We start from the raw sequence: 16726 nt of genomic DNA on the forward strand, positions 1-16726 counted from the left end.
CGTGCGCTGTGGACGGACAAGCTCCTCCCGAAGCGGTGACGCGCCGCGCACGGCGACGTCGGCGGTCCAGAAGGACTTCCCATGGGCTGCGGATGCAGCCGCGGAAGAACGAGAGGATCTTCACCCTCTCCAGTCAGGCCGGCTCGAACGTCGTCGAGAGCGCGGCCATTCTCATGGAGTTCGTCGCCGCGCCGCACAAGCGTTGGGCGGAGCTCGCCAAACGCATGCACGACACCGAGCACGTCGGCACGACACCACTTGAGGTCCGGGTGCCGTTAACGAACCACCTATTCGTTCTCGGCATCCTCGGCGCATGATCGCCATCATGCCGGGCCAACCTGGCGTTCAGCGGGGCCAACTCAAGCGCTAAAGGGCCAACTGAAGCGCTAAGAGGTTGTCTCACGTGGCAAGTTTCGCGAGCTTCTTGTAGCAGGTCAGGGCGGCGGCCATGGCCAGGCCTCGGCTCAGCCAGTCGTTGCGGACCACGTACGGGATCTTGAGACCACGAGCATCCCATGGCAGGCTCATGCCGCGTGATCGATGAATTCGCGAAAGACAACCTGCACGGGAGACTGCGGCGGGACCGCAAGACGCTGCTCTGGAAACTCGACGGCTTGTCCGAATACGACGCCCGCCGACCTTTGACAGCGACCGGGACCAACCTCCTCGGCCTGGTCAAACACGTGGCTACCGTCGAGGCCAGGTACTTCGGCGAGGTCTTCGACCGCCCTTCCCCGGAACCGCTGTCCCGGTGGCAGGACTACAACGGCAACGATCTGTGGGCGACCGAGGACGAGACCCGCGATCAGATCATCGGGTTCTACCGGCACACGTGGGAACACTCGGACGCGACGATCAACGAGCTTCCCCTCGACGCCCCCGGCCACGTGCCGTGGTGGCCGGAGCCTTATCCCAACACAAATCTGTTCGCCGTCTTGGTCCATGTCCTCGGCGAGTCCATCCGGCATGCCGGGCACGCCGATATCCTGCGCGAGGGCCTCGACGGCCGGACCGGGGTGCGCTCCGAACACGAGAAGCAGATCGACGAGGAAGCCCGTGCAGCCTACTGCGCGAAGATCGAGCAGGCCGCCAGGTCGGCCGCACCAATCAAGGCTTAGAGGAAATGCCGTTGCCTCTAAGTCACATCACTTGCGACTTGAGCGCTTCCGTTGTCCCGCTTGGCCAACTACGACGCTCACCACGCGGTCCGGGCTCTGGCGGCGGAGGTGAGGGGTGGGCGGCCCACACGAAGGAACGGCCGTTTCTGATGCCCGCACCGACCCAGCAGCTGGGGGCGGGCCTCGGCACCGCTGCCGGCCCAGATGGGTGGCCGTCCTACTCCGGTCTTCGCCCGGACTCATCGTGACGCGACGGTCCCGCCCGACCAATGCGGCTTGCCGCGGTCAGGGCGAGTGAAGTCTCGACAGCGCCTGCTGCAGTTGGTGCGGGGCGAGCGGGGTGCCGGGCAGTGACGCGCCGGGGGAACGCAGGCCGTTGAGGAACAGAGTCAGTGGACGTAGCCATGCGCCGGGGGATGCGGCCTCAGCAGCGGGGACGGCCCGGCCGAGGGCTGCGAGGACGAAGAGCAGGTCCTCCACTGTGACGTCGTCGCCGACGGCGCCCCTCTCGCGGCAGCGTGCGAGGAGATGACCGAACGTTTCAGCGTTGTGGGCGTGCAGGTCTTCCAGCGAGGGGATGCCGGGAATGGTCGTGGTCATCAGGTCGGTGACGCCCCGGTCTTCGGCAAGTCCGGTGAAGATGTGCATCACGTAGGCGACCAGACCCGTCCAGGGATCTTCGCTTTCGCGGGCACGCTCGCCCGCCTCCCGCGTCGCTGCCAGCAGGTCGTGGAACACGGCCTCGATCAGGGCGGCGCGGTCGGGGAACCGCCGGTACAGCGTGGCGTTGCCGACGCCTGCCCGGCGGGCGATCACATCGAGGGGTGCCTCCACGCCCTGCTCCGCGTACACCTCCCGAGCAGCGTCCAGGATCCGTCGGCGGTTGCGCTCTGCGTCTTGTCTCACGTCTCCACGCTACCTCAAAACGAGGAGTACTCCCCACTTTCTGCTACGGTCAGGAACCGGCAAACGGGGAGCACTCCCCGGTTGTTGTTTGTTCGTCGTTGGTTGTCGCTGCCGCAGCCATCCGTCGCACGTCCATGACCCCGGAGGACAGACACCGTGACACTCGTCGAACTGGTCCCCGACCAAGCCCGCTTCACCACCGATCCCCACAGCCGCTACGCACAACTGCGCGCACAAGGCGCCGTCCACCACGTTCTGCTGCCTTCGAAGGAAGCGGCATGGCTGGTGACCGACGCCGCCGCCGTACGAGCCGCGCTCGCCGACGAGCGGCTGCGCAACGACATCCGGCACTCCGCCTCCTGGACCCACGACGGCGGGTACGCGATCGGGCGGAACCTGCTGCAGGTCGACCCTCCGGATCACCCCCGGCTACGACGGCTGGTGGCAGGTGAGTTCACGCGGCACCGCATCCAGGCACTGCGACAGCGCGTCCAGGACATAGCCGACGGACTGGTCGACGCGATGGCACCGGCGGGGCGGGCCGACCTCGTCGACGCCTACGCCTTTCCCCTGCCGGTGACCGTGATCTGTGAACTGCTCGGAGTACCGGGCGCGGACCGGGACACCTTTCGCGCCTGGTCCGCCGAGATCGTCGCTGCCACCAACCACGAGACAGCTTCAGCCGCCGCCTCGGCGATGACCGGCTACCTCACCGACCTCATCGAGACCAAACGAAGCCAGCCACTCGCCGCGCACACCGAAGCGGACGGTTCAGCCAAGGGTGATCTGCTGCACGCCCTTGCCCACGCCAACAGCACACAGGAAGAGCCACTGACACCGCCGGAGCTGCTCGGCATGGCCTTCCTGCTTCTGGTGGCCGGTCACGAGACCACGGCCAACCTGATCGCCAGCACTGTCCACCTGCTGCTCCGCCACCCTGCCCAGCTCGCAGCCCTGCAAGCGGACTGGACCCTCCTGGAAGGCACCGTGGAGGAAGCCATGCGCTACGAGCCCCCCGCACTGGCCACCACCTACCGCTACCCCGTCGAACCAGTCACGATCGCCGGCACCACCATCCCCAAGGGCGCCCCCGTCATTCTCGGCCTGGCCGCCGCCAACCGAGACCCGGCACTGTTCCCCGACCCGGACCGATTCGACATCCACCGCGACCCCGCCAACACCCGCACCCACCTGTCATTCGGCCACGGCATACACCACTGCCTCGGCGCGCCACTGGCACGACTGGAAGCCGCAATCGCAGTCCGGACCCTCCTCGAACACCTCCCCCACCTCGCGCCGGCGGACCCATCCACCCCTCCCGAATGGCGTCCCAGCCTCCTGCGCGGACTGCACCGACTGCCCGTGACCTGGTGAACCACCAGGCACCGCCCGCCGCTTACCGCCATTCCCCGGCAGCTGCCAGGAGTCGCACCGGGGTGGTGCGGGCCATGCTGGGGCGGAGGGCCGCGCAGACGGCGATCCGGCCAACAAGAGACGCGCCTCACCGCAAGACGGAACGCGCGATGCGGAATCCCACGTCGTCGATCTGGAAGGTCGGGTGGCTGCGGCGCCGCACCGAGGCCCGGCAGCTCCAGGGCTCGTCAAACCACCCACCGCCACGTAGTACCCGATAGGTGCCGTAGACCTCGGCGTCGTAGACGTCCCAGCACCACTCCCAAACGTTGCCCAGCATGTCGTACAGGCCCCACGCGTTGGGCTGTTTGAGGCCCACGTCGTGAATCCGCTCGTGCGAGTTGCCGCGATGCCAAGCAATCTCGTCGAGCCGCCCGTACCGCGCGTCGGCCGTACCGGCACGACATGCGTGCTCCCACTCGGCCTCGGTCGGTAGCCGGTACCCGTCAGCGGATGTGTCCCACTCGATACCCTCGACGTCAGCATGGAGGCGATACGCGGGTGCCAACCCCTCGCGTTGGGAAAGGGCGTTGCAGAACCGGACAGCGTCCAACCATGAAACGCCCTCGACGGGCAGGTGGTCGCCTTGCGCGGTGCTCGGCCGCCGGCCGGTGACCTGTGCGTACCGCGCCTGGGTGATCGGGAACGCAGCGAGCCGGTAGGGCGCAAGCTCGACCGACCAGCTGCGCTGAGTTCGCCGGTCCGACAGCGTCACCTGCCCCGGCGGGATGGCAGTCATCTCGTTTCCTGCGCTCGCGTCCATAAGCGGGCGATCTTACCAACTGTCTGTCCCCGTGCAGCGGACAGCTCAGCGCCGCTCGTAGGTCGCCAGGGCCCACCAACAGCAACACCCCTTCGACAAGCGGTCTCCGCACGGGTGGCGGCGCCAAGGACCATCAGCCGTATGAATGACCGGCAGCCGGCAGACCAGGAAGGCGCCGCCAAGGAGTCACCTCACGACGAGCAAATGCCGCGTCCCGGGGAGACGGCGTCGCTCTCCAGTCCTCGCTGGCACACTGGCGGACGTGGACAACACGCTGTGGGTGGCTGCGCTGACGGCCGGAACTGCCGTGCTGGCCAGCTGGGTTACCAGTCGAGGGAACGCCAATGCGGCACGGCTGCAGGCCGAGGCAGCAACCGAGTCTCACCGCCTCGCCCGGCAGCGTGAAGCCAGGCGAGCCGCCTATGCGGCCGTCATCGACAAGGCCGTCGCCATCGGCGAGTTGTACTGGAAGATCCCCGAGGCTGCTCACATCGCTGACCCCGACAGCCGGCGCGCAGAGCTGCTGCGGCTGCGCGAACAGATACGGGACGTGTACGCCTCCCTCCTGCGCTGCGTACAAGTGGTCACCCTGGAAGGCCCGGACGATGTCGCCGAAGCAGCCACCGCCCTGGACAAGGCCACACCGTCCACCGCCCGGCTGATGCGCGCCATGGCCGACGGCGACACCGCCGCCGAAGAACTGCTCACTGAGGAAACCCGCGCCTACTGGCCCGCGATGACCGAATTCATCGAACGCGCCAGCAAAGCCGTCCGGGCCATGTGACCCCTCGCCCGCGGCCTGACCCGTGCCCCTACCGAGCGCCGGGCGGTCTCGTCTCCCGAAGAAAGTCATGCTGCCTGGCCGTGGAGATCGCGCCGGGAGCAGGAGCGGCCCAGCCGGCGAGTGGCGTCGCGTGCCGACGACGCCCTGGCCCACGTGTTGACCCCGCCCGGCGAACACCGTGCTCCGCCCGAGTACTTCGTGGCCCGGTGAGGGAGAGTTCGCCGATGCTCCGGCGGCGGTCAGGACTCGGCAGCCCTGCCCGCGTCTGCTGTGGACTTGCGTAGCTCCTCGTTGAGTCTCAGGGCTTCTTCGAGCTGGTCTTCCAGGATGACGATGCGGCAGGCCGCGTCGATGGGAGTGCCGGCGTCCACCAGTTCGCGTGCGCGGGCCGCGATACGCAACTGGTAGCGGGAGTAGCGGCGGTGGCCACCGTCCGACCGCAGTGGGGTGATCAGGCGGGCTTCGCCGATGGCCCGGAGGAAGCCGGGCGTGGCGCCGATCATCTCGGCCGCGCGGCCCATGGTGTAGGCGGGGAAGTCGTCATCGTCGAATCGATCGCTGGTGGGCGATGGAGTTTCTGGGGGCACTTGCACCTCTTCCGGAACGCGTCGAGGGCCCCGGTGCCGTACGGCACCGGGGCCCCGAGGGGTTTCAACACCATCTACCGGCGCTGAGCGCCGACTTTCGGTTTCCGCATGTCCGCCTGGGAGGTCGGAGATACGGGGATCGCGGATGCTTGACCGGGGACCACCTTCCAATCCGGGGCCTGCGGTACCCGAGCGAACTGAAACCTCGCTCGGGCGATCCTGATGGCGTCTGCTCCTCTCTCACTCATCTCTTCTTTGGGTCGGTACTGCTCTCTGAACACGCTGTGCTGCTCGGCGACCCCTGGGGCCGCCCGGCCCGGCAACCAGCCCTGGGGCCTTCCCGTACTTCCTGGCCCCAGAACTCCACTGCCGTGCCGTGCAATGCTCGCGCCAGTTCGTCTCTGCCGCGTATCGCTGACTTCGTTGGCTACAACAGGAACACTAGCCACGCGAGTACGCAATGTCTATCTCAGCCACGACAGATTTCCCCCATTCAGGGGGAGAAGTTATCTGCTCCTCCCTGCGGGGACGCCACGCCGGGATGGTCAGCCGGCGATGGACGCCACGCCGAGGTTCTGGGTTGGCGGACCGCCCATCCGCGTCCGCCGGCACCCCAGCGCGTTTTGGCGACAGCGCGCCCGGAACCGTGCTCCGCGATGGTTCTCCCGGGTGGTCATGGGAGCGGGATCGCCCGGGGCGGGTAGTCAGCAGATCTGTGCCACCTGTCCTTTCCCGTACTCGACCCTCGACGGAGCCGTCGTGAAATTCGGAGTCTCGACCTTCATCACCGACCAGGGCATCAGCCCGACCGCGCTCGGAACCGCACTGGAGGAACGCGCGTTCGACTCGTTGTTCATCGCTGAGCACACCCATATCCCGGCGGACCGTCAGACGCCCTACCCGGGCGGTGGTGAGCTGCCGGAGATGTACTACCGCACCCTTGACCCCTTCGTCGCCCTGACCGCGATCGGTGTCGTGACCGAACGCCTGCTCCTGGCCACCGGTATCGCGTTGATCCCGCAGCGCGACCCGATCATCACGGCGAAGGAGGTGGCCTCGCTCGACCTGATCTCCGGCGGCCGCGTGATCCTCGGCGTCGGTGTCGGCTGGAACCGTGAAGAGATGAGGAACCACGGCACCGACCCCTCCACCCGCGGTCGGCTCGCCGACGAGCGGCTACGCGCCATGCGTGAGCTGTGGACCGCGGAGAAGGCCGAGTTCCACGGCGAGTTCGTGGACTTCGATCCGGTCTTCGCCTGGCCCAAGCCCGTGCAGCGCCCCCATCCGCCGATCTACGTCGGCGGCGGCGAGGGCGCGTTCCGGAGGGTGGCGCAGCTCGGAGACGCGTGGCTGGCCAACAGCCTGCCGCCGCAGGAACTCGGTCCGAAGATCGAACGGCTGCGCGCCCTTGCCGACCGAGAGGTGCCGGTGACGGTGTACGCGGCTCCCGACGATCCCGAGCAGATCGAGGGCTACAGCCGTCTGGGGGTCGAGCGGCTGCTGTTCTACGTGCCGACGATGCCCGAACGGGAGACGCTGGAGTTCCTGGACCGGCTGGCCGAAGTCGCTGCCCGGTACCGCTGAGAAGCCGGAAACCGCTGCGCCTCGGGGATGCGGGACCGATCCGAGAATCCGCAACCGCCCTAGCCGCCATAGCCGCCGTGAATGCCATGACTACCGGAAAGGGGGTGCGGATGCCCGCTCTGACGAGCGCTGAGGCACGGGAGCGGTTCGCCGCGGCGCGCTTCGCCCACCTCGCGACGGCCGACACGGCGGCCCACCCGCATCTGGTGCCGGTGGTGTTCGCCCTGGACGGCGACACGGTGATGCTGGCCGTGGACCACAAACCGAAGCGGACGACGCGGCTGAAACGCCTGGCCAACATCGCCGCCAACCCGTCGGTCTGCCTGCTCACCGACCACTACGAGGAGGACTGGGACCGCCTGTGGTGGGCCCGGGCCGATGGCGAAGCCCGATTGCTTCCGGCACCGGACCGGTCCCCCGAGGCCGCCCGCTGCATCGGCCTGCTCACGGCGAAATACCAGCAGTACGCCGACCGGCCACCCGACGGACCGGTGGTCGAAGTCTCGGTCCTGCGCTGGAGCGGCTGGCACGCGTCGTGAGCCGCGTGTCGGCCGCGCGCGGTCCGTGAGCGCCGCCGGCACGGTTGGTGCTGAGCTGCTGAGCTGCTGAGACAAGGAGGTCCGGGGACAGCGGCCCTCGCGCACATGGACTACAACTGGGTGGCTCGGCGGAACAGGGCCGTCCAGAGGAAGGATTCGCCGAAGAGCGGAGACTCGGGCGGTTCGTCGTGCATGCGGCGCAGTTCGACTTCCGTCAGGTCGGAAAAGATCCAGCGCAACGACTCCGGCGTGTAGGCGAGTCCGCCATGGAGGCGGGACTGGCCGTAGAAGTCCGCGTCGGGGAGTTCGGCGCCACCGCGGTCCAAGTTGGCGGGTGTTGGCTTGCTCACCGTAACGGGGGGCGCGTTGTTGTGCGCTTACTGCGGCCGGGCGAGGGTGGTGCGCATGGCGTCCATCAAAGCGTGCCGGGCTTCCCGCAGTGCCCGTCGTGCCTCGGTGCAGCCGGCATCGCTCCACGTCTCGCCTTGCACCACCGCGTCCCGGTAGGTCACGAGCTTGTCGGCGACACCCTTGGTCCTCTCCACGACCTCGACGGGCGCGATCAGTTCGAGCGCGTACTGCCTTGCATACACCCCGTGGTCCCGGGTGACCGTCCACGCCATCTGCGCCCGCTCCTCCGCCGACCGGTGCACCTCCCGGCTCGCATGGGATATGACATCCCGCGCCTGAGCCAATGCCTCCAGGTACTGGACGTACACCGACCGCAGCGATTCTCGGTCTTGAGCCACGCTGTCCCTGCGCCAGCGGACCCGGTCCGTGGCCAGGGTGCTGCCCACTCCGATCGCCCCGCCCAACGCCACCGCGACCACAGCCGTCCAGTCCATTGCCGCAGCATAGGAACAGCCCTGCCCCCGCGTGGCCTCTTCGGTGGGATCCCCCCTTGTTCCAGACGCGGTCGGCGCTTCAGCTCAGTCCTGTGGTGTTGTTACGCGGCTCCCGCCACTGTCAGCCGCGACTGGCAGGAGCAGGAGCCACTGCGGCAGCCGGAACAGCGGCTTCGACGAGCCGACCGACAGTGTGAGGACGCTGCGGATGCGCGCCGTCGGAGCCGGGTCGGCGGCGAAGTCGGCGAGCAGCCCCGGGAGCGCCGCTGCGGCGGCAGGCGCGTGGAACTCCTCGACCAGGCCCTGCGGCAGTACGGTCAGGTCCCCGGCCAGGTTTCCGGTGTCCGGGTTCGGCGTATGGTCGGTGGTGGTGAACACGGCCTCGAAGACCAACTGGCGCTTGCCCGCCCACCGTCGGTAGATCGTGTCCTTGCCGACACCGGCCCGCGCGGCCATGGCCCCGATCGATGTCGAGCCGAACAGGCCTGGGTGCCGGACACCCATCATCGGCGCCGGATTCAGCCAGGCACCACGCTCCACCTCAGACGTCGGCCGCGTACCGCCAGAAGTCCCGCATCAGCGCGGGGAAGCTCGGTCCGCCCAATTGCAGCTGGCTGAGCATGATGGTGACCCCGCCGGTGGACGGTGTGATGTGCGCTGTTGTTCCGGTGCCACCGACCCAGCCGTAGCGTCCCGGCACACTCCACGGTTCGACGGCCTCGATATCAACCGCACCACCGAAACCCCAGCCCATGCCCTCGAGGAACAACCCGGCGGACTCTCGCTCGGACGGGGTCAGGTGATTGGCAGTCATCTGCCGCACCGACTGGGGCGTGAGCAGCCGGCGGCCGCCCGCCGTCCCTTCGGCGAGCAGCATCCGGCCGAAGGCGAGCCAGTCGTCGGCGGTCGAGACCAGACCGCCGGCGCCGCTCGGGAACACCGGCGGGCTGCTCCACTGCCCGTCGGCGGCGTCCACCAGCTCGAGACCGCCCTCGGGATCGGTCCGGTAGTAGCCGGTGAACCGGTCGAGCTTGGCCGCCGGTACCGCGAATGCCGTGTCGGCCATCCCGAGCGGCTCGAACAGCCGCTCGGCCAGGAACTCGGGCAGCGGTCGTCCCGTGACCCTGGCGATCAGCACGCCCTGAAGGTCGGAGCTGATGTTGTACAGCCAACCGTCGCCCGGCTGGTGCAGCAGCGGAATACGGGACAGCGCCGCCATCCACTCGTCCGGCGCGGGGACGGTCTGTGGCTGCGGAGGTCCCTGCTTCAGCTCGCTGAACAGGGGCGCGACCGCGGGCAGCGAGAAGTCGGACGGGAATCCGTACCCGGCACGGGAGCTGAGCAGGTGGAACACGGTGATCGGCCGGACCGCCGGGACAACGTCGTCCACCGGCCCGGCCGGCGTACGGACGACGCTCGGTGACGCCAGCTCCGGCAGCCACTGCCCGACCGGGTCGTCCAGCGCGATCCGGCCGTCCTCGACGAGCATCATGACGGCCGCGGCAACGATGGGCTTGGTGATCGATGCGATGCGGAAGATCGAGTCCCTGGCCATCGGGGCGGTGCCCTCGACGTCGACGGATCCCACCGCCTGCACCTCGACCCGGTCACCGCGGGCCACCAGGCCCACCGCTCCCGGCACCGAGCCCTTACTGACGTGCGTCTCCAGCGTGTCGCGCAGATCGGTCATGGTCCACCCTCTCAACTGTGCGGTCGGAGACAGGACTCTCGCCGCGGCGCAGAATCATCGGGCCGGTGCCGTCGAATCCAACCCGATCACCCGCCGCTCACCTCAGCGCGGAGGACCCTGATGTTCCGGGGGGCTGTTTCACCGCCGTCAGCGTCGCGTAGACCACGACGTTGCCCCGGTAGCCAGTGCGCTTGGTGTAACTGCCGCCGCAGGTGATCATCCGCAGTTCAGGCACGTCGGAGCCGCCATAGACCTTCTCGTTCGGAAATTTCTTCTTGTCGTAAACCTCCACGGCGTCGACGGCGAACACGGCCACACGCCTGTCCGCCCGGCTGATCTCGATGGTGTCGCCCTTGGACAGGGCGCCGAGGCCGTGGAAGACGCCGGGGCCGGTGGGCGTGTCCACGTGCCCGGCGGTGACGGCTGTTCCTACCGAGCCGGGAACAGTGCCGTCGCCGTACCAGCCGGCACGGCTGGGGTGGTCGGCCGGCGGCGGCCGTAGCCTCCCTGCCGCGTCGAGAGCCAGCCTTGTCATGGGGGCGTCCACGCCGATGGCGGGGACCCTAAGCCGGACCGGATTCGACGGAGGAAGCGGCAGGACGGCGCGGCCCGCGGCTGAGGCGGTGCCGCTGCGGGCGGGGCGTACAGAGGTGGAGAAGGCCTGGGCCGCCGACGGCTGCGGTGGCTGCTCGTCGCGTGCCCCGCTGATCACCAGCACGGTACCGGCCATCAGTGCGCAGGCCAGGAACCTCACTGAAGGGGTGGACGAGTGCAGGCAAGCGCTGGTCTTGTGCCCTGTTTCCATCGCGATTGAGCCTCTGCTTCGCGGCGGGGTGGCGTGGGGTCCTCGCGGCCCCCGGGCCGATGCAGGTCCGGGCCGATGCGATCTGGGTCGATGCAGGTCCGGGCCGATGCAGGTCCGGGCCGATGCGGTGGGAGTTGGGCAGTCAGGTTCGGATGCCGCTCAGGCGTCGGCGTCTCCTGACCACACCCGCGGCGGCGGCTCCGGCGAGCAGCACACCGCCCAGGGCGTACTGCCTACTTCTGTCTTTGGCCGGCTCGAAGCCGGCGTCGACCGAGCCGCTCGGCCGACGGCCCGTGACCTGGTACGTATCCGTGACCTTGGTCCGCGGCGGGCACTTCACGGTGACTGTGTCGCTGCCGGGCTCAGTCCCTTCCGGGACCTGAAACTCGCCGGTGAGCACACCCTCACCGTCACCTTCGAAGAGGTGGAACGCCCCTCCGGCCTCCGACTCTCCCTTGCCATAGGTCACGTCCGGGCCGCAGGCCGTGGTGCTGACGGTGACCTTGGAGCCCGGGGAAACGCTCCCCGGGCCGATGTCAAGGCCTGAGTCACCGGTGGCGAAAGCGGCCGGGACCGACAGGCAAAGGGCACCGAGAACCAGGCCGATACCTACACCAACATGTGTGTTACGCACGAGGATCCTCCAACGGAGCAGTGTCCGGCCTGTCTGCGCGGCGCCTCTGCTGTGCTCCGCTCCCGAGGCAACCGACAGTCCGTCAGCTCCGCAACATGACGCATCGCCATATCCGTCACCCAGGCAGGCGTAGTGGCTGCTCTCGCTTGATCGTTTACGCAGGTCACCGGAGCAGAGACCGTCACGCCGGAGGAAACACCAGAAGGACGGCGAACGGGCTAGTGACCTGTGCCAGGGATTCGTTGGCAGTACGTACCCGGTGAGGTTCTCGACATTGCTGGTACCGGCGCGACTGATGCGCAGCCAGACTTCCTGGACGGCGTCATCGACCTCGCCGAGCGAGCCGAGCATCAGGTAGGCCACCGCTCGCAGGTGAGTCCGGTCTTCCTGTCGGCGCGAGAGCGGCCGTGTGTACGTCTCCGAGAGCCCCGCGATGGACAGTCCGGTTGGTGGTCATTCTCAACCACATCGAAAAGATGGTGCGGGCCCGCGTCTCGGGCAGGCTGCTTGACGCGAAAGCAGCGGGAGTACACACGCTGACCCGGCCCCGCCCGAACGGACCTGACATGTGTCGGGGTCCCTGGTCGTAGCGGTGCGCGCATGGCATGCACCGGGACGACTTCTACGCCTCGCGGCAGGTCGGTCACGGTTCCTCGGCCGAGCTTCCTGCGCCGACCCCTAAAACCGCTGGCGCGCTGATCGGCAGAACACGATGATCGAAAGACGGCACCAAGCGGCCTGAGAATCGGCTTGGCTCACAGAGTGGAGAGGAATCGCTGTGATCGTGACGGTGGAATTGCGTCACGTCGACGAGGAGATGCTCCAAGGGCTCCTCGCGGTGGCTGTCAACGAAGCGGCACCCGGCGAGGTCATGCCACCCGTGGCCGGTCCGCCAGGCTGGACGCCGGCACGGCAGGACGCCTTCCGGGCCTGGCATCGGGATCGCCGGCCAGGACTGGCCGGTCCGCTCCGAGAAAGCACATTCGCGATCCTCACCGACGGGCACATCGTCGGATCAGCACGGCTGGCCTGCCGCGACAGTCAAGAGGTGCTCGAAACAGGCATGTGGCTTGCACGTTCCGCACGCGGGCGCGGAATCGGCACCGCCGCCCTCCGGGCGCTCCTCAACGAAGCGGCGAGAGCAGACGCACGCCTCGTGGTCGCCGAAACCACCGCCACCAACCTCGGGGCAATCGCCGCCTTGCGCCGAAATGACGCCAGGCTCACCACGGACCAGCACAACGGTCACGTTCATGCCCATCTCCCCCTGGACCAGGCACAACCCCCGCCGCTGGCGTCACCGAACCCGTGATCCTTCGGCGGCATTCCGCACGAGTTCACCGGCCCAAGTGCGCGTGGCGAAGGACTCGTTCGAGGCAATGGCCACGTTGTTCTTCTCCTCACGCTCCGTCAGAACCCTGAACGGCAGCTCGGCTCTTCTCAGCACTGGGGTCTGCTGCGAAAGCACTGGTCACGCCCATCGCAGGCAGCAAGGTGGTTGGCTGCTACCGTCCGCGTGCATGAACGACAGTGTGTACGTGGGCAAGGCAGGCCGAGACGCGGCGATGGACCGAGGATGGCTGCTGGGACACTTCAAGGACACGGGCGATCCACGGCACAGCGAGGCCGTTGAGATCAAGTGGGGTGTTCACCCGCGCGGTGACGAGCGTGCCCAGTGGGTGACGGGTGAGGCGCGTACGGCTCTGCTCGTCCTGATCAGTGGCCAGTTCCGCGTTGATCTGCCTGGTCGCAGCGTGCTCCTGACCGAACAAGGCGACTACGTCGTGTGGGGCCGAGATGTGGAGCACTCCTGGTACGCGGAGGAAGAATCTGTCGTGATCACAGTCCGCTGGCCTTCCGTTCCCGGCTACCGAGCCCCTGATGAGAAGAGTCAGGCCCGGTCTTCCGCCTGACGCCCTCGGCGGCCTCCTCACGCCCATCACCCCGTGATCCCCAATGGGCTGTTCCACCGTTCGGCGATGGTGGCCGCACGGGCGAAGTGGGTGGCAGCCTCGTCGTCGCGGCCGACTAGCCTCGCGAGTTCGCCGAGCGTGTACGCGACCGGCCGGATGGCCAACGTGAAACCCGAGGAGGGCGGCGGTGCGTCGCGGTAGGGCAGCAGTGACGCGTACAGCTCCTCGGCGCCCTTCTTCTCGCCGATCCCGACCATCGCCATCGCGCGGAAGGTCGCGAGGACCTTGAAGAAGTAGTCCGTTCGGATCGGCCCGGCCTGTGCCAGGACCTGCCGGGCCTCGTCCAACCGGCCGGCGGCGGCCAGAGCCGCGGCGAGCAGGTCCTCGGTCAGCGGGCCGTAGGCGTCGCGAGCCATTGCCAGACAGCCCGATGCAATCGGAACCGCCCCGCGACCGCATCCTCGTGGACGAGGGGTTCGGCGCCGGATGTTCCGTCGCAGAGGAGGGGGGCCAAGGCGGCGGCCGACTCGGATGGGGGCGGGAGGGCGGCGGCGACGGTACGGAGGGCTTCGGCCCAGGCCCAGGCGGGCGGGGCGCCCTCGGTGTCGGTGTTGCGGCCGATCGCGACGAGCCATCCGTCACGGCGCAGGCGGTGCGCCAGCCGTTCCAGCAGCGCGGACTTGCCCAGACCCGCTTCTCCGGTGACCAGGGCGACACCCGGGCCTGTCGTGAGCACCTGGTCGGCGGCAGTGGTGAGGAGCGCCAGCTCGGACTCACGGCCGACGAACAGGTCCGCGTCGGTGGTGGGTTGGGCGAGTGTGGCGGGTTGGCTGGGAACGGGTTGCGCGGGAAAGACCGACGGGCTCGGCGACTGATGCGGTGGGGTGTCCGTTGCGGCGTGGAGGACCGCTACGCGTTGGGTGAGGATGGCCTCTTCGAGTTCGGTCAGGGCGGGGCCGGGGTCGAGGCCGACCTCGTCGGCGAGGACCGCACGGGCCCGGCGGAGAGCGGCCAGCGCATCGGCCTGCCGGCCCACGGCCCAGAGCGCCAGGGCGTGGAGGCGCCAGCCTTCCTCACGCAACGGCTCGTCGCGGGTGAGCAGTTCGGCCTCGGGAACGGTTCCGGAGACGTCGACGGAGCGCAGCCCTGCGGCGACGTGGAGCTCCCGGGCGACCTGCCGCAGCTCCTCCAGGCGCGCGGTCTCGGCGCGGGCCCACGACTCGTCGGCCGTCTCCGCGTACGCCGGGCCCTGCCAGAGCGACAGCGCCTCCTCGAGGAGGCGCCTGGCGGTGCTCGGCTCGGGCTTGAGGATCTCGCGGGCGTCGCGGAGCAGCCGCTCGAAACGCCAGGCGTCGACCGCGTCGTCGAGGCCGCCGCGACCCTGGCGAGGGCCGAGGCAGCCGTGCCCGCCTGGGAAACCGGGGCGGGAGAGACAGAGCGCGACCTGCTCGTGGCCGCTCTCACCGAGCACCGCGCGGTCCTTGTGGAGCACCTCGACGACGAGGAGGAGTCGCTGCTCCCGCTCGCCGAACGGCACTTGTCCGCGCGGGAGTGGAACGCGCTGGGTGATCACTTCATGGCGAGCACACCCAAACCCAAGCTGCTGTTCTTCCTCGGCATGGTCCTCGAGGAAGCCGATCGGACCGAGCGCTCGATGATCCTCGGCCCCCTGCCGCTCCCCGCCCGCCTGCTCTGGTACGCCGTCGGCCGCCCTCAGTACTGCCCGCAAGATCCGCCGCATCCGCCACGTCCGCCGCTGAAGGCCCTACAAGAGGCATTACAGAGCGTACCAGTCGGAGCTGGCGCGCCCCATGGCGATCACCTCGGCTCACACCATTCCGTTCCTTCTCCCCGGAGATCTGCAATGAACCTGAAGCACCTCGCCACCGGCCTCGCCGCCTTGGGCGGCGCATTCATCGTCAAGGGCGTGCGTGACATCGCGACCGGCCTGGTCGTTTTCGCGCTCCTCCTGTCCGGGCACCGCAGGGCGCTGGGCTGGGCGATGCTGGCGATAACCTTCGCTCCGGCCGGCGACATGATGATCGTCCTGAGCAATGACGGATCACCCAGCACCGCGTACGGGGTCCACGGCCTCACCGCCGCCGCGGTGGCGGTGACCGCCGGTCTGCTCCTGCACGAGCGCCCGCTCCCGGCGAGCACCCCTGGGTTCGCCGAACCGGCCTCACACCCTGCGGTGGGAGCGGGACCCGGTCGCGCTTTCGGTGGCCTTCCGTGGCTCCGGCGCGGAAGGTGATCCAGAACCACGCATCAAACGTCGCCCAAGTCCGACCCGTCCCCCGTCCGGCAGCACCGCCTCATCCCTGGGCGGACGCACTCGGAAGCGTCCGTGAAGCAGCCCCAACACGATTGCGGCCCCGATGGCAATCAGGTGCTCACGAGCGGCCAGATTGGGTTTGACGACCGACTCCAGCACCATGGAGCCACCGGTGAAAGCGAACAGAACAGGCGCCCGCCGGACCACCGCGAGGTAGGTGAACAGGCCCACCACCGCCGCAGACGGCCCCGTGTCAAGCACCTGCCCGATCTCAGGCGGCAGCCCCAGCCCCCACCACCCCGGACCGAGCGCAATCATCACCCGCACGCTGAGCGTGCCGGCCAGCGTCGTAGCGTACGCAACCACCAGAGTCCGGGTACGGCCCAGCGAAAGCTCGGCAAGCGCGAACGCGAGGAACAACTGCGTAATGCCCGCCCACACCGGCAGATCCAGCGCAGGCACAAACAGCGACACAGGAGTCCGCAACAAGGCAAGAGGCAGCGGCAGGTCAGCACGCACCTCGCCGAGCAGGCGCACCACCACCGCACCCCTCGGCGTCACGTGAATCGCGTGGAAGAAGATAACTGCGAACGTCGCCAGCAACGCCAACGAGACCCCGCCCAACCCCCGGCGCACAAGCCCCCGCACCGGCTCCACGACAACACCACGCCACTCCCCCAGCAGCGTGCCCCCCACAAAACGCACCAGCCAGCTCAACGCACCGTACAACCGCGCCCGGACACCCCCACGCGCCACGCCCGGCACCTCGTCGGCAACAGCCTCGCCCCCGCCGTCCCGGCCCCTCTCAAGAACGTCATGCCGAACACCCGTCCCACCGGACATCTGCCGACCAACCCCCCTCACGCTCAC

21 protein-coding genes and 2 pseudogenes are annotated in these 16726 nt (G+C 68.6%); 9 read left to right on the top strand and 14 right to left on the bottom strand.

What is annotated here, in order from left to right; translation table 11 throughout:
* Positions 1-92 precede the first annotated feature (92 nt).
* Positions 93-317 (top strand): hypothetical protein, encoded by a 225-nt coding sequence (locus OG735_RS02310; RefSeq protein ID WP_327321433.1) that lies wholly within the window; start codon positions 93-95, stop codon positions 315-317.
* Positions 318-399: 82 nt separating this feature from the next.
* On the opposite strand, the gene OG735_RS02315 is transcribed toward OG735_RS02310, so the two are convergent.
* On the bottom strand, positions 400-528 hold the full coding sequence (locus OG735_RS02315) for a hypothetical protein (protein WP_327321434.1): 129 nt from the start codon (positions 526-528) through the stop codon (positions 400-402).
* A 5-nt stretch (positions 529-533) separates the two neighbouring features.
* Here OG735_RS02315 and OG735_RS02320 point away from each other — a divergent pair, with 5 nt between their 5' ends.
* A complete protein-coding gene (locus OG735_RS02320) occupies positions 534-1118 on the top strand; it encodes a DinB family protein (RefSeq protein ID WP_327321435.1) in 585 nt (194 codons plus the stop codon).
* A gap of 285 nt (positions 1119-1403) precedes the next feature.
* Here the strand turns inward: OG735_RS02320 and OG735_RS02325 are convergent, their stop codons facing one another.
* Positions 1404-2024, bottom strand: coding sequence for a TetR/AcrR family transcriptional regulator (locus tag OG735_RS02325; protein ID WP_327321436.1), 621 nt, complete (start codon positions 2022-2024; stop codon positions 1404-1406).
* A 156-nt stretch (positions 2025-2180) separates the two neighbouring features.
* Here OG735_RS02325 and OG735_RS02330 point away from each other — a divergent pair, with 156 nt between their 5' ends.
* On the top strand, positions 2181-3398 hold the full coding sequence (locus OG735_RS02330) for a cytochrome P450 family protein (protein WP_327321437.1): 1218 nt from the start codon (positions 2181-2183) through the stop codon (positions 3396-3398).
* Positions 3399-3525: 127 nt separating this feature from the next.
* On the opposite strand, the gene OG735_RS02335 is transcribed toward OG735_RS02330, so the two are convergent.
* Positions 3526-4200, bottom strand: a complete 675-nt coding sequence (locus OG735_RS02335) for a formylglycine-generating enzyme family protein (RefSeq protein ID WP_327321438.1) — start codon at positions 4198-4200, stop codon at positions 3526-3528.
* A 262-nt stretch (positions 4201-4462) separates the two neighbouring features.
* Here OG735_RS02335 and OG735_RS02340 point away from each other — a divergent pair, with 262 nt between their 5' ends.
* The gene (locus OG735_RS02340; RefSeq protein ID WP_327321439.1) at positions 4463-4984 is read left to right on the top strand and encodes a hypothetical protein; all 522 of its coding nucleotides are present in this window, start codon (positions 4463-4465) and stop codon (positions 4982-4984) included.
* Positions 4985-5223: 239 nt separating this feature from the next.
* On the opposite strand, the gene OG735_RS02345 is transcribed toward OG735_RS02340, so the two are convergent.
* Complete coding sequence (locus OG735_RS02345) at positions 5224-5571, bottom strand: MerR family transcriptional regulator (RefSeq protein WP_327321440.1); 348 nt, start codon at positions 5569-5571, stop codon at positions 5224-5226.
* A gap of 759 nt (positions 5572-6330) precedes the next feature.
* Here OG735_RS02345 and OG735_RS02350 point away from each other — a divergent pair.
* Both OG735_RS02350 and OG735_RS02355 read left to right on the top strand, forming a co-directional pair.
* Positions 6331-7155: an LLM class F420-dependent oxidoreductase gene (locus tag OG735_RS02350; protein WP_327321441.1), complete on the top strand. Its 825-nt coding sequence runs from the start codon at positions 6331-6333 to the stop codon at positions 7153-7155.
* A 110-nt stretch (positions 7156-7265) separates the two neighbouring features.
* Positions 7266-7694, top strand: a complete 429-nt coding sequence (locus OG735_RS02355; RefSeq protein ID WP_327321442.1) for a TIGR03668 family PPOX class F420-dependent oxidoreductase — start codon at positions 7266-7268, stop codon at positions 7692-7694.
* Positions 7695-7804: 110 nt separating this feature from the next.
* Here OG735_RS02355 and OG735_RS02360 read toward each other — a convergent pair.
* From OG735_RS02360 to OG735_RS02385, 6 genes and pseudogenes are all read right to left on the bottom strand, one after another.
* Positions 7805-8008 (bottom strand): annotated as a pseudogene (locus OG735_RS02360) (SAM-dependent methyltransferase); the annotation flags it as partial.
* Positions 8009-8071: 63 nt separating this feature from the next.
* The gene (locus tag OG735_RS02365) at positions 8072-8539 is read right to left on the bottom strand and encodes a hypothetical protein (protein ID WP_327321443.1); all 468 of its coding nucleotides are present in this window, start codon (positions 8537-8539) and stop codon (positions 8072-8074) included.
* Between the two features lie 84 nt (positions 8540-8623).
* Positions 8624-9046 (bottom strand): helix-turn-helix domain-containing protein, encoded by a 423-nt coding sequence (locus tag OG735_RS02370; RefSeq protein WP_327328180.1) that lies wholly within the window; start codon positions 9044-9046, stop codon positions 8624-8626.
* Positions 9047-9080: 34 nt separating this feature from the next.
* A complete protein-coding gene (locus OG735_RS02375) occupies positions 9081-10229 on the bottom strand; it encodes a serine hydrolase domain-containing protein (protein WP_327321444.1) in 1149 nt (382 codons plus the stop codon).
* 97 nt (positions 10230-10326) lie between these two features.
* Positions 10327-10959, bottom strand: coding sequence for a class F sortase (locus OG735_RS02380; RefSeq protein ID WP_327321445.1), 633 nt, complete (start codon positions 10957-10959; stop codon positions 10327-10329).
* A 217-nt stretch (positions 10960-11176) separates the two neighbouring features.
* Positions 11177-11503, bottom strand: coding sequence for a hypothetical protein (locus OG735_RS02385; RefSeq protein WP_327321446.1), 327 nt, complete (start codon positions 11501-11503; stop codon positions 11177-11179).
* Between the two features lie 949 nt (positions 11504-12452).
* Here OG735_RS02385 and OG735_RS02390 point away from each other — a divergent pair.
* Positions 12453-12980 (top strand): GNAT family N-acetyltransferase, encoded by a 528-nt coding sequence (locus OG735_RS02390; protein WP_327321447.1) that lies wholly within the window; start codon positions 12453-12455, stop codon positions 12978-12980.
* Positions 12981-13028: 48 nt separating this feature from the next.
* Here the strand turns inward: OG735_RS02390 and OG735_RS02395 are convergent.
* A pseudogene (locus OG735_RS02395) lies at positions 13029-13109 on the bottom strand (IS21-like element helper ATPase IstB); the annotation flags it as partial.
* Between the two features lie 79 nt (positions 13110-13188).
* Between OG735_RS02395 and OG735_RS02400 the strand changes: the two are divergent.
* On the top strand, positions 13189-13581 hold the full coding sequence (locus OG735_RS02400; protein ID WP_327321448.1) for a signal peptidase I: 393 nt from the start codon (positions 13189-13191) through the stop codon (positions 13579-13581).
* Between the two features lie 26 nt (positions 13582-13607).
* Here OG735_RS02400 and OG735_RS02405 read toward each other — a convergent pair whose 3' ends face one another.
* Both OG735_RS02405 and OG735_RS02410 read right to left on the bottom strand, forming a co-directional pair.
* Entirely contained in the window at positions 13608-13997 is a 390-nt protein-coding gene (locus tag OG735_RS02405; RefSeq protein ID WP_327321449.1) for a hypothetical protein, read from the bottom strand.
* Positions 13970-15052 (bottom strand): BTAD domain-containing putative transcriptional regulator, encoded by a 1083-nt coding sequence (locus OG735_RS02410; RefSeq protein WP_327321450.1) that lies wholly within the window; start codon positions 15050-15052, stop codon positions 13970-13972. Before OG735_RS02410 ends, OG735_RS02405 begins: the two co-directional genes overlap by 28 nt.
* Between OG735_RS02410 and OG735_RS02415 the strand changes: the two genes are divergently transcribed.
* Entirely contained in the window at positions 15032-15835 is an 804-nt protein-coding gene (locus OG735_RS02415) for a DUF4267 domain-containing protein (RefSeq protein WP_327321451.1), read from the top strand. The genes OG735_RS02410 and OG735_RS02415 overlap by 21 nt on opposite strands.
* Here the strand turns inward: OG735_RS02415 and OG735_RS02420 are convergent.
* Entirely contained in the window at positions 15764-16573 is an 810-nt protein-coding gene (locus OG735_RS02420) for a hypothetical protein (RefSeq protein ID WP_327321452.1), read from the bottom strand. The genes OG735_RS02415 and OG735_RS02420 overlap by 72 nt on opposite strands.
* Positions 16574-16726: the final 153 nt, after the last annotated feature.

Origin of the sequence: Streptomyces sp. NBC_01210, assembly GCF_036010325.1 — a bacterium.
In the GTDB taxonomy this organism is placed as follows: domain Bacteria; phylum Actinomycetota; class Actinomycetes; order Streptomycetales; family Streptomycetaceae; genus Streptomyces.

Coding starts and splice junctions, on each gene's coding strand:
- OG735_RS02310 (WP_327321433.1), top strand. CDS start 93: ATGCAGCCGCGGAAGAACGAGAGGATCTTCACCCTCTCCAGTCAGGCC.
- OG735_RS02315 (WP_327321434.1), bottom strand. CDS start 528: ATGAGCCTGCCATGGGATGCTCGTGGTCTCAAGATCCCGTACGTGGTC.
- OG735_RS02335 (WP_327321438.1), bottom strand. CDS start 4,200: ATGGACGCGAGCGCAGGAAACGAGATGACTGCCATCCCGCCGGGGCAG.
- OG735_RS02355 (WP_327321442.1), top strand. CDS start 7,266: ATGCCCGCTCTGACGAGCGCTGAGGCACGGGAGCGGTTCGCCGCGGCG.
- OG735_RS02365 (WP_327321443.1), bottom strand. CDS start 8,539: ATGGACTGGACGGCTGTGGTCGCGGTGGCGTTGGGCGGGGCGATCGGA.
- OG735_RS02370 (WP_327328180.1), bottom strand. CDS start 9,046: ATGATGGGTGTCCGGCACCCAGGCCTGTTCGGCTCGACATCGATCGGG.
- OG735_RS02375 (WP_327321444.1), bottom strand. CDS start 10,229: ATGACCGATCTGCGCGACACGCTGGAGACGCACGTCAGTAAGGGCTCG.
- OG735_RS02380 (WP_327321445.1), bottom strand. CDS start 10,959: ATGGCCGGTACCGTGCTGGTGATCAGCGGGGCACGCGACGAGCAGCCA.
- OG735_RS02400 (WP_327321448.1), top strand. CDS start 13,189: ATGAACGACAGTGTGTACGTGGGCAAGGCAGGCCGAGACGCGGCGATG.
- OG735_RS02405 (WP_327321449.1), bottom strand. CDS start 13,997: ATGGCTCGCGACGCCTACGGCCCGCTGACCGAGGACCTGCTCGCCGCG.